The 12,004-nt window shown below is 44.2% G+C and carries 11 protein-coding genes; 9 read left to right on the top strand and 2 right to left on the bottom strand.

All coding sequences use genetic code 11. The features are described 5' to 3' along the window. The first annotated feature begins 24 nt into the window (after window positions 1-24). From ITG09_19910 to dbpA, 8 genes are all read left to right on the top strand, one after another. Window positions 25-2,184: a type I secretion system permease/ATPase gene (locus ITG09_19910; protein UPR55190.1), complete on the top strand. Its 2,160-nt coding sequence runs from the start codon at window positions 25-27 to the stop codon at window positions 2,182-2,184. Continuing rightward, entirely contained in the window at window positions 2,177-3,502 is a 1,326-nt protein-coding gene (locus tag ITG09_19905; GenBank protein UPR55189.1) for an HlyD family type I secretion periplasmic adaptor subunit, read from the top strand. Before ITG09_19910 ends, ITG09_19905 begins: the two co-directional genes overlap by 8 nt. 34 nt (window positions 3,503-3,536) lie before the next feature. After that, complete coding sequence (locus ITG09_19900) at window positions 3,537-4,850, top strand: TolC family outer membrane protein (protein ID UPR55188.1); 1,314 nt, start codon at window positions 3,537-3,539, stop codon at window positions 4,848-4,850. Continuing rightward, on the top strand, window positions 4,850-5,488 hold the full coding sequence (locus tag ITG09_19895) for an OmpA family protein (protein UPR55187.1): 639 nt from the start codon (window positions 4,850-4,852) through the stop codon (window positions 5,486-5,488). The genes ITG09_19900 and ITG09_19895 overlap by 1 nt, the downstream gene beginning before the upstream one ends. Continuing rightward, window positions 5,488-6,432 (top strand): phosphate ABC transporter substrate-binding protein, encoded by a 945-nt coding sequence (locus ITG09_19890; protein UPR55186.1) that lies wholly within the window; start codon window positions 5,488-5,490, stop codon window positions 6,430-6,432. The genes ITG09_19895 and ITG09_19890 overlap by 1 nt, the downstream gene beginning before the upstream one ends. Before the next feature lie 211 nt (window positions 6,433-6,643). Next, window positions 6,644-7,237, top strand: a complete 594-nt coding sequence (locus ITG09_19885; protein UPR55185.1) for a hypothetical protein — start codon at window positions 6,644-6,646, stop codon at window positions 7,235-7,237. A 217-nt stretch (window positions 7,238-7,454) separates the two neighbouring features. Then, entirely contained in the window at window positions 7,455-8,363 is a 909-nt protein-coding gene (locus ITG09_19880; protein ID UPR55184.1) for an aldo/keto reductase family oxidoreductase, read from the top strand. A gap of 148 nt (window positions 8,364-8,511) precedes the next feature. Further along, entirely contained in the window at window positions 8,512-9,891 is a 1,380-nt protein-coding gene (gene dbpA, locus ITG09_19875; GenBank protein UPR55183.1) for an ATP-dependent RNA helicase DbpA, read from the top strand. Between the two features lie 84 nt (window positions 9,892-9,975). Here dbpA and ITG09_19870 read toward each other — a convergent pair whose 3' ends face one another. Continuing rightward, window positions 9,976-10,149 (bottom strand): RNA helicase, encoded by a 174-nt coding sequence (locus ITG09_19870; protein ID UPR55182.1) that lies wholly within the window; start codon window positions 10,147-10,149, stop codon window positions 9,976-9,978. A 259-nt stretch (window positions 10,150-10,408) separates the two neighbouring features. Here ITG09_19870 and ITG09_19865 point away from each other — a divergent pair, with 259 nt between their 5' ends. Continuing rightward, on the top strand, window positions 10,409-11,245 hold the full coding sequence (locus ITG09_19865) for a DNA polymerase III subunit alpha (protein UPR55181.1): 837 nt from the start codon (window positions 10,409-10,411) through the stop codon (window positions 11,243-11,245). A 90-nt stretch (window positions 11,246-11,335) separates the two neighbouring features. On the opposite strand, the gene ITG09_19860 is transcribed toward ITG09_19865, so the two are convergent. After that, window positions 11,336-11,959: a 3'-5' exonuclease gene (locus tag ITG09_19860; GenBank protein UPR55180.1), complete on the bottom strand. Its 624-nt coding sequence runs from the start codon at window positions 11,957-11,959 to the stop codon at window positions 11,336-11,338. Between the last annotated feature and the right edge of the window lie 45 nt (window positions 11,960-12,004).

Raw genomic sequence — 12,004 nt, 5'->3', positions numbered from 1 at the left:
ACAGTCTATAAAAGGAAGTTTAGATTGGTAGAACAAAAAGACAGCTGGCTAGGTTGTGTTGAATGGTTATGTGAGCATTTTAATGTTCGCAGCCATCCTTCCAAAGTATTGTCTGGCCTACCTTTAGATGAAGGAAGGCTCAATGAATCCCTTTTTCCAAGAGCGATTGAGAAATCGGGGTTAACGCTGAGCCAGGTTAAAAAAGAACTACTGAATCAATGTCAGTTTCCCGTTGTTGCTGTTAATTCTGCGACAGGGAGTCCCGTCGTTGTTATTCAAGGCTCTGGTGATCACTTTCAAGTATTGGATTGTGAAACCCATTCCAGCCAACAAACTTCATTAAAAGAATTGGTTACTCAAGTCGAATCGTATGTTTGGCAAGTGGGTGCTCAAGCGCTTGATGATGCGCGTGTTCAATCCCATGAACGTAGCGAGAATAAATCCAACACCCGTTGGTTATGGCGTGTCGTCAAAGAAGTAAAACCTTGGTATCGAGACCTGTTTATCGCTTCATTCTTGATCAACTTGCTCGCGCTAGTCGTGCCTCTTTTTACCATGAATGTGTACGACCGCGTGGTGCCAAATCAAGCGTTTAACACGCTTTGGGTTCTGGCGGCAGGCGTTGGTATTGTTGTGATTTTTGATTGGGTGTTGAGAAGCTCACGAAGCTCTGTGACTGACATGGCTGGGCGTTATATTGATAACAAGTTGTCTTCTCAACTGTTCTCTAAAGTCCTTGGTATGAAGTTGGAAAATCGACCTCAATCGGTAGGCGCCTTTGCCAGACAGCTTCAAGATTTCGATAGCGTGAAAGATTTCTTCACCTCTATCTCTTTAGTCACTTTAGTCGACCTACCGTTCACCTTGTTATTCCTGTTCCTTATTGGTTGGCTAGGTGGTGCAATGATGTTTATCCCAGTCACAATTATGTTGGTATTGATTGTGCTGAGCATTGCGATGAAAGGTAAAGTCGAGAAAACATTCGATGAAACCGCACGTTTGTCGACACAAAGACAAGCACAGCTGTTTGATTGCTTAACAACCCTTCCGGATATCAAGCAAAACAATGCTGAGGGCATTACCCAAAAGCGTTGGGAGCAGACTATTTCATCGCTCTCTCAATGGCAGACTCAATCTCGTCATTACTCTAACATTGTGACTCATTCTATTCAGTCGAGTCAGCAGATCGTCACCATTACTCTCATCATATTCGGTGTGTATCAGATCTCTGAAGGCTTGCTGAGCATGGGTGGCTTGATAGCGGTGGTGATGTTGAGTGGGCGTGCTGCGAGCTCAGTGAATCAACTTTCTCTTTTAATGTTGAGGTTCCAACAAACCCGTTCGGCAGTTGAAGGCCTCAACCAGATCATGGACTTACCGCAAGAAGAATCTAAGCACCAAGTGATCGACAAGGGTGATTTTGCTGGTGGAGTCAGATTAGATGATGTCACGTTTACCTATCCTGATACTCAAAGCCCTGCGTTGAAAGAGATTTCTCTTGATATTAAGCCAGGTGAGCGAGTAGGCCTTGTTGGTGCGGCTGGCGCAGGAAAAACCACGCTTTTATCGATTGTTGCACGTCAGTATTTGCCAACAACAGGACAAGCTTTCTATCAAGAGATTGATGGGCAGTTATGGCCAACCAATGTTTTGCGTAGCGGAATGGGCTGGGTCGGACAAACCACTAATCTTATCTTTGGCAGTGTTTACGACAACGTCACCTTAGGTGCGACCAACGTTGATGAAGAAAAGCTAAGGCAAGCGCTACAACAGTCCGGCCTCAACGGTTACATGGGGCGCTTGAGCAATGGTTTAGAGACACCTGTCGGCGAAGGTGGCCGATTACTTTCAGGAGGACAACGCCAAGCTGTGGCTATCGCAAGGGCACTTTATCGCTGTCCAAAACTATTGATCATGGATGAGCCAACCAGCGCACTCGATAATCAAGCCGAGATACAGTTCTTCAATGCGTTGCAAAGTATGCCAAGAGAAACCTCGATGCTGATCAGCTCGCACAAATCTTCCTTCTTGATGATGTGTGATCGCGTGGTTGTATTGGATAAAGGCAAGATCGTGGCTGAGGGAGAACCAAAAGATATCCTCTCTTTACAAAAGAAAAGCGCCCCGAAGGGAACCAGTCGATTTAAGACTGTCTCAGTGGTGAAGGGAGGTCGTCATGAGTAATGATATTCAGTGGACCAACAATCATTTGGCCTTTCGTTCTCGTAAGCTAATTTGGCTAAGCGCGTTATTGATTGTGTCGATTATCGGTTGGGCGACCTGGGCAACATTAGAAGAAGTCGTGATCGGCGAGGGCAAAGTCGTTCCTAGCCTTTCGGTACAAACTATTCAGAGCTTGGAAGGCGGTCTTGTTCAAGAAATTATGGTGCGACAAGGTCAGTCTGTGATGAAAGGGCAGCCACTGGCTAAACTCGAAGACACGCGCTTTAAAGCCGCTTTTTTAGAGTCTGCTCAACAGGCGGATACCTTGCTTGCTCAACAATTAAGATTAAAGGCTGAACTGTCGACAGTGGTTTTAAACAACGATGCGAAAGAATGGTATGAACGAGTGGTTTTAGTACCGCAAGATATTGTCATCGATGTATCAAGCCACCCCGCATTAATGAACGCCAAAGCCAACTATCGAGAACGTTTAGGTCAATTGAAATCTGAACTGGAAGAGGCGGCACTTCGCATCGAGCAACAAGACCAAGCACGTGTCGATACGCTGAATAATATCCAGACACTTGAAAGCAGCCTCGATATTGTAATTCGTGAGCGGAACATGCTGAAAGATGTGGTGGCGAGTGGTGCTGTTGCGGAAGTGGAATTGCTGAAACTGAACCGTGATGTAGTCAAGCTGAAAGGCGATATTGCCAGCTCTAAAGTGGCGGCTCAGAAACAGATTGCTGCTTACTCGGAATCGATAGCCGATCACCGCAGCATCGCGTTAGATTTTCGCGCCAAAGTACAAGGTCAACTAAATGAAGTGGCCAGTAAAATAGCGCAGCTGAACGAAAGCCAACAGGCGATTGCCGACCAACTCAAGCGTACCGAAATTGTCGCGCCCGTTGATGGTACAGTCAAAGAGATCTTTGTGCGTACCATTGGTGGTGTAGTCCGTCCCGGCGAGCCGATTATTGAGATCATTCCATCAAACAGTGATTTGATTGTTGAAGCGAGGATCTCTCCGCAAGATATTGCGTTTGTTCATAATGGATTAGGCGCAACCGTTAAATTCACTGCGTATGACTTTGTTATCTATGGTGGCCTAAAAGGCAAAGTAACGTATGTCAGCGCCGATGCCTTACAAACGGAAGACGGCAACGCTTATTATCGAGCCCATATTCAGTTAGATGAAGACCAAAAGCATAATTCTGCGTTCAGCATAATCCCAGGTATGCAGGTTGCAGTGGATATATTGACGGGTGAAAAGACAGTACTGAGTTATTGGTTAAAACCTATTTTACGAGCTAAGGAAAATTCACTTCGCGAACGATGAAGTGGGTTAAAGCATAAATATAAAAGGAAGTGTAATGCATTCAAAAATCTTACTCTCTTCTTGCTTACTAGTGAGTGGGTTGTCTCAAGCAGCCTCACTAGAAGAGTCTGTGGCGTTCGCCATCGACTATAGCCCAGAGATATTGGCGCAGTACTCCCGATACCAATCGGTGGTCAGAGACGGGGACGCTGCGGGTGGTTTGTATATGCCACAAGTCAATTTGTACGCGGCGGCAGGTTATGAAGAGACTCGCTATAACAGCGGAAGCAAACTCGACACTGACGACCGTGGTCTAACGCGAACGGAAATCGGCGTAAAAGTATCCCAGTTGCTATTCGATGGCTTTAAAACGACGTCGAATGTCGACCGACTAACATTCGAAGCAGAAGCTGAACGTTTAACTCTGATTTCACGCGCTGAAAACGTATCGTTAGATGTAGTGAGAAATTACCTCGATATACTCAAAGCAGAGACGCTACTTGAACTGTCTAAGCGTAACGTAAAAGAGCACCAAGAAATCTATCAAGACATACAAGATAAAAAGAGTAAAGGTTTGAGCAGTAATTCGGATCTGGCTCAGATCTCCGCTCGTGTCGCGACGGCACAATCTTCATTAATTGCCGCTCAAAATAACCTGTTTGATTTACAAACTCAGTACCTACGCTTAGTGGGTAAGCCGGCTGTGAACTTGGTTTATCCCCGTTTTGATTACGCTCTATTACCAAGCTCAGCACAGGTCGCACTTGAACAAGCTGTCGAGAATCACCCAGAAATCAAAGCCTCTTTGCTTGATATCGATGCTGCTCGTAAAGAGATGCGTAGAGAGAAAGGCGATTACTATCCAGAAGTAAAATTGGAACTCCATGCCAACAAGAATGACAACGTCTCTAACCCACCGGGTGGTGTTGATGAAGACGCGAGAATCATGCTGACCATGGATTATGATCTGTTTAACGGCTTTTCTACTGACTCTCGTGTTGAATCGTCAGCATGGCGTGTTGAAGAGGCAAGGGCGATCAGATTAAGAACTGAGCGTGAAGTTAAAGAGGGTACTCAGCTCGCTTGGAACGCCTACAAGATGCTTGAACAGCAAAAGTCCCTTCTTCAACAAAACGTAGACGCAGCCAAAATTGCAGAGCTTGGCTATATTCAGCAATTCAATGTTGGCAGACGAAGCCTACTCGATGTGCTTGATGCGAAAGTCGAGGTATTCTTGGCTCGACGAAACTTCATCAGCACCGAATATGATCAAACGTTAGCGGCATACCGCGTACTGAACGCGATGGGCATGTTGACCTACGCGTTGAGAATTGAACACCCAGAAGAATGGCAAGGGGAGAACAAGTAATGAGACATTTTAAACTAGCGCTACTTAGTTCTATTTTGCTAATGGGTTGTGCAGAAACGCCCGACACGACAATGACTCGTCATCAAATTGATGATCTAGCGGATGATGACCGTGATGGGGTGATTAACCAACGCGATCTGTGTGCTGAAACTCCAGAAGGCGTGACGGTAGACATTAAAGGCTGTGCCAATTGGAAAATCGTCGAAGATGTTGAAGTGTTAAGCGTGGCATTTGACTTTGATAAATACGTTCTAAAACCTGAACACACAGCCGTTCTCAACGAATTAGTACGTTTACTGGGTGAGCAACCAGACGCCTCCGTTACCTTAGTCGGGGACACAAGTTCAGAAGGTACCAATGTTTATAACAAGGCACTGGCTAAGAAAAGGACTGGCGTGATTCGAGACGCTCTGATTGACAGAGGCATCGATGGAGAGCGAATCTTTGAACAAGAATTTACTCAGATAACCAGCTTAACTCAGCACCTTCACAAGCGTAAGCGTAGAACCATTGCAGTGTTAAAAACAGAGAGCATGGAAGTGAATCCATCTTGGAATATCTTTACCTCAGAGATGCAACTCGACAGCAATAGCGATGTTGAATCTAAGACATCGATTGACCCAGTAGGAGGCCAGTAATGAAACATCTATCTAATAAATCGGGCTTACTGCTTGCTGCTGTACCTGCGTTTTTTTCTGTATCAACATTAGCAAATGACGCCAGTGATATTGGTTTGGTCGCGATTGAGCCGAATATGCAGAGCCTTGTTGAAGACTTGCTTAAGAGCCAAGAGATCGACTTAGAGATCTTGTTGAGTGACAGTGTACCTGAGCAGATGATCATGCAACGTTCACGTGTTGGTATTACTTCCAAAAAGTGGACTGACAAAGAGATGGCTAGGTTCGACATGCGCTATGGCTACAGGCCAACTGAGCTGATGTTTACCGCAGACGTAATAGCTATTCTGGCGAATGAGAATAACCCAGCCACATCCATCAGCGTTGCTGAACTTATCGATGTGTTTGGTTGTTCTAACGATCCTAAACACCCTAAGTGGACACCTAGTAGTGATATTCGAGGTGGTGAGAGCTTAGACACACATATGTTGCCTTTCGCTATCGACCACAATCTGCAAGGTCATACTACGTTTTCGAGTTGGGTCGAATGTGGTTCTGACGGCGAATATGCGAATACTCAATTCTTAGCGGATCTACCGGATCTGATTAACAAGGTAGAAGACGAAGATGCCGCCATTGGTTACACCGTCTACTCAGATCAGATCTCTGATGTGAAATGGCTGAGTGTGGTTGATAATCTGGGGGTGAACTACGACTTAAACAAAGAAACGATCCTCTCTGGTCGTTACCCATTAGCCACGGTTTATTACATGTACCTGAATATTCCAGCGCATCGTAAAGGCTTTACGGAACAAGAGAAGTTCTTTGTTGGACTGACTTTGTCGGAAGAGCATCAAAGCGTGTTGAACCAATACGGCTTCATCAGTTTGCCACCAGAAGCAATCCAACGTAATAAAGTAAGACTATCGCTTGAAGAGCCTGCAATAGAAGGTGGTTATAAATAATTGGTATGATATGTTGTATATGCAGCATCGGAATGGTATTGTTATTTCCGTAATGGTTCTCAACGTGACGGATTACGTTATTCGGCGATAGAATTTATCTAGCGGGCATGTATGCCCGTTTTTTTTCGCCTAAAATTTGTGCCTTGAGCGGTTGTTTGTTGATTGGTCACGTATAATGGGCGCTTCATGTCGCGCGAAATAAGCACAATTAATGAGAACTCTTCCTGTCTTAATCCTACCTTTGTTATTGGCTCTGAATACCCTTTCATTCTCTGCGCAAGCGAGTGAAAGCTGGTGGTTGCGAACGGTATTCAATAGCAGCCCAATTCAACCGAGTTATCAAAACTATATTAACGATATCGATCTCATGGATTGTGGCGAAGTTGAAGGCACTCTGTTGTGCAGTGACCTCACTCAATATTACGATTTGGATGTTTATGTTGAACTGGAGTTGGGTGACTCAAGCGTAGAGGTAGTTCGCCTTAACCTGCCATATTCGAACCTAAGTTACACAAAGCTTCAGGCATACCTTCGTCAAGATGGCTTTGCGCTCAGCTCAATTAGCATTGGGGAGGATGAGTTCAATGTCGTCGCTCAACTTGAACAAGCGAAACGTGAGGGCGTTGGTTACGATAAGGTAGATAAACAACTCGTCGAATTCATCAATGCACCACATCATTCCTCTGAGCAAATGAGTTTATGGAATGTGCCTAGTTCTTCCTCATCTTCTTCTGGTTCTTCAGTTCCTTGGATTCAGCTGCATAGTGATAGTGACAATTTAACGGTTGAACTAAATCGTCTTTAATTGCTCAAATTTATAGATAGTTTCGTAATTCATTAGAGTCAACAAGCCTTTTGGGAGAACGTCTGACGGGCAGACAGCAAGCTATTATTCATTTAAGTGTTCGTTTTTCTGTGGCTCTCACATTTTTAGTAAGCGTTTACCTTTGCCATTTGTTATACGTTGAGCCTTCGGTAAAACGAGCTTAGGATACGTTCAGTATTGATAAAGGAGACAACCCATGGTTGCAAGAGTAACGACAGCGCCACAAGGCCCAGAACTTTCTGAGTTGGTGCAAGGATACTGGCGTACAGCAGAATGGGGTATGACCCCGCAACAACGCCTGACTTTCCTTAAGCAGCACATTGATCTTGGCATCACAACTGTTGATCACGCGGATATTTACGGTAATTACCAATGTGAAAAGTTGTTTGGTGAAGCATTAGCGCTTGAGCCAAGCCTTCGTGATGATATCCAAATCGTCACCAAGTGCGACATCAACTTGTGTGGTGAACACACTCCTGATCGCAAGATCAATCATTATGACACCAGCGCGCATCATATTTACCAATCAGTAAATAACTCTCTAGAGCGTTTGGGTGTAACCGAACTTGATGTATTACTGATTCACCGCCCAGATGTACTGATGGATGCAGATGAAGTAGCAGAAGCGTTCGCTGAACTACATAAGGTAGGCAAAGTTAAGCACTTCGGTGTCTCTAACTTTTCACCACGTCAGTTCGACTTACTGCAATCTCGACTCGGTAAGCCACTGGTGACTAACCAAGTTGAAATCAACCCATTGAACTTCGAAGTAGCCCATGATGGCACGCTAGATCAATTGCAGATGAATCGTATTCGTCCAATGGCCTGGTCTTGTCTCGGTGGTGGTAGCATCTTCAGTGGCGATTCAGCGCAAGCGACTCGCGTTCGTGATGAGCTAGAGGCGATTCGTCAAGAAGTGGGTGCAGATAGCATTGACCAAGTGATTTACGCTTGGGTTCGTCGTTTACCATCTAACCCAATTGCAATTATTGGCTCAGGAAAGATTGAACGTGTGGAGACTGCCGTTGATGCACTGAAAATCGAACTGACTCGCGAGCAATGGTATCGCGTATGGGTTGCATCTAAAGGCCACGGTGTGCCATAGAAAGCGATTCGAATAGATGCAAAAGCCAGCTAACAAAGCTGGCTTTTTTGTGTTCGCCTAACATGTTTCTTCAAAACTGTGATTAAAGTGGAATAATTTTCAAAAACACTCATAATGCACTCTGTTTTTCACCAGTTGGATATTTCCATTGAGCACTTCAAAATTCTCTTCAATCGCCCTTAAGCCAGAGCTTCTAAATACGTTAGATTCTCTTGGTTATACTGAAATGACGCCTATTCAAGCGTTGAGTCTTCCTACTATTCTGGATGGCAAGGATGTTATCGGTCAGGGTAAAACGGGTTCAGGTAAAACAGCTGCCTTTGGTTTAGGCGTGCTGCAAAACCTACGCGTTAAGCGTTTTCGTGTTCAATCTTTAGTATTATGTCCGACTCGTGAGCTTGCAGACCAAGTAGCAAAAGAGATCCGTACTCTTGCTCGTGGCATTCACAATATTAAAGTGCTGACACTATGTGGCGGAATGCCAATGGGACCTCAAATTGGTTCATTAGAGCATGGCGCACATATTCTTGTGGGCACTCCTGGTCGTATCCTGGACCACCTCGAGAGAGAGCGTATTGACCTGTCTGAGTTGAACACACTTGTGTTAGATGAAGCCGATCGCATGCTAGAAATGGGTTTCCAAGATGCACTAGATGCTGTTATTGAAGCAGCACCAAAAGATCGTCAAACTTTATTGTTCAGTGCAACTTTCCCTAAACAGATTAAATCTGTTGCAGACCGCATCATGAATAACCCTGAAATGGTGAAGGTTGAATCAACGCACGATCACTCAAGCATCCAACAACACTTTTATAAGGTTGAAGGTACTGAAGCTCGTGATGACGCACTAGAGCTAATGCTTCTTCATCATCAACCAGAGTCAGCGGTTGTGTTCTGTAATACTAAGAAAGAAGTGCAGAACGTAAATGATGAGCTAAGCCACCGTGGTTTCAGTGTTATCGAGCTTCATGGCGACATGGAACAGCGTGAACGTGACCAAGCTTTGGTTCAGTTCTCAAACAAAACCATCTCTATCTTGGTTGCAACCGATGTTGCCGCTCGTGGTCTTGATGTTGATAACCTAGATGCCGTGTTCAACTTTGAGTTGTCTCGCGATCCTGAAGTACACGTGCACCGTATCGGTCGTACTGGTCGTGCAGGAAGTAAAGGTGTCGCAATTAGCTTCTTTAGCGAAAAAGAGATGCACCGTGTTGCTCAAATTGATGAGTACATGGATATGCCAATCGAACCGTCTCAGTTGCCAGCTAAACCAATAGCTAAGCCGTACTACTCAAACATGGTAACCATCCAGATTGATGGTGGTAAGAAAGCGAAACTTCGCGCAGGTGATATCCTTGGTGCGTTGACAGGCCAAGGCGGCATCGATGGTAAGTCAGTAGGTAAGATCAACTTGTTCGCGATGCGCGCTTACGTTGCTGTAGAAAGATCAGTGGCTAAGAAAGCACTAGGTAAAATCGAATCAGGTAAAATGAAGGGTCGTCAATTCCGCGCCCGAATTCTGAAGTAATTCGAGATTGTCTCCCTTTACTGCTAAGTCATGCTAGTGATAATGCAGTAAAGGGTGTTCCACAGTCAGCAACGTATCAAGCGTTTATTCGTCGGGTCTGATCGAATAGAAATCGTTGATATGTCCTCCTTCGCTAAGATACCAAGTCATCGCTTCCTGTCGATTATTAGCGGATATCGTAATTGTGGTTAGTCTTCCATCGTCAAAATAACAAAGCTCGTACTCTAACTTGCTTGTATAATGAGGAGTAGCGGCCATAGCTTACCTCCCAAATATTAATCATTTTAAAATACGTCACCATTTCTTTTATAGGGTTCGTATTACCTCAAATGAACAATAAAAATTAAGTTTTATCACTGCTATTAATTATTTTTAATTTAATCATTTGTCGAAATGGTTAGATTATCAAGGCTAAGTCTCAATTTATCTGAAAGTTTTACGTGAACCTGATTTTGTAGCTAGTGTTATAAGATCGTTTAGAAATTCGTCGTTCAGTAAAATGCTGTGAGAGGGTGTAATGAGAAAGTGCCGTTGGCTAGTCGTATTGATCTGTTTTCTATTTGCTGGGTGTGGTACGAAATTCGCCTATAACAACATAAGCTGGTTTGTTGTGAGTTATATTGAAGACTTTGTTTCTCTAACTAACAGTCAAGAATCAGAACTTGAAGAGCGATTGGATTTGTTACAGCAATGGCACAAAAAAACTCAACTACCGTTGTACGTCTCGCAATTAGAAGTGATTGAAAATGTTGATCGCTCCGAGCTAACCTCTGCTTTTATCGTTGACCAAAGTGATCAAATTAAAAATCATATTCGCAAGATCGTTAATAAGTTTGCACCCGATGTTTACGCGTTAAGTATGCAGCTAAGTGCGAAACAAGATAATCAGTTCCTCAAAAATTTTCGAGAGAAACAACAAGATTCCTACCAAGAAAGATTGTCATTGAATGATGAAGATTCGAGAGAGCGATATCGAGATCGAGTAGAAGAAAGGCTAGAACGATGGCTAGGTTCGGTATCGAAAGAACAAAAACAGATTATTTTGGCTTGGTCGCAAGAGTGGATAAATACCAATGATAGCTGGCGACAATATCAAAATAATACATATCAGGCTCTATCGACGCTTACTGAAAAGAAGACTGATTTGCATATTGCTCAGCCTATTATTATGAAGCTGTTGCTTAACCATGAAGCTTATTATCCTGATGGCCTTGAATCCACGCTTACTAAGAATACGGAAACATCCGCCAAATTCTTGGTCGATATCGCAGCCACAAGTAGTGATAAGCAATGGGTATATTTTATGAATGAATTAGATAGCTTCAAGTCAACGCTGGTGGCACTGCAAGAGTAGGGCGGCTCTAAGTAACACTCGTATATAATAAGGCTGATTTCGCGAAACGAATCAGCCTTTATTTCGATCTATGGCTTGTAGTTGATAGCTTTAATTGCGATTGCTCATTAGCAGCTTTGGAATCGAGCCTTTAGCGGTCTTAGATATTTTCTGCATCAGTTGAAAGCTCGGCTGTTGAATACCGTGATCACTTTGCAGTTCATCAATCATCAATAACCACAATCGTGCTGTCATTTCTGAATCGGCTAACGCTCTGTGGAAAGTACCGTCGTTGTCGATATTCTTAAAACGCACAAGGTCGCCTAGCTTATGAGTCGGTGCGTCTTGGATGAGACGGCGAGCAATCAACATTGAGCAAGCGAACTTGCCTGTGTAGTCTCGGCCAATAAATTCTAATTCCGCATCGAGAAAGCGCTTATCAAACGACGCATTGTGAGCAACAAGTTGGCTGCCTTGGATAAAGTCTGCAAACTCATCCATCACTTCACTGCAACTGGCCGCCGTGCTTAACATACGGTTACTGATCCCGGTATAGCTTTCAATGAATCCGCTAACTCGAAACCCTGGGTTCATGAGTTGCTGGAAGGTGTCGACGACTTCGCCGTTAACTAATTTAACCGCACCGATTTCAATCGCTCTGTCACCCATATTTGGTGATAAGCCTGTGGTTTCGAAATCGAGAACGATAACGGAGTCTGCGGAGTTTGGAGCCATCGTGTTTCCTAATTACTATTGGGTTGTATCGCTTTATATGGAGCG

It is taken from the genome of Vibrio cyclitrophicus (assembly GCA_023206055.1).
In the GTDB taxonomy this organism is placed as follows: domain Bacteria; phylum Pseudomonadota; class Gammaproteobacteria; order Enterobacterales; family Vibrionaceae; genus Vibrio; species Vibrio cyclitrophicus_A.
Note: the sequence above shows the minus strand (reverse complement) of the source record. Positions and strands in the feature narration are given on the sequence as shown.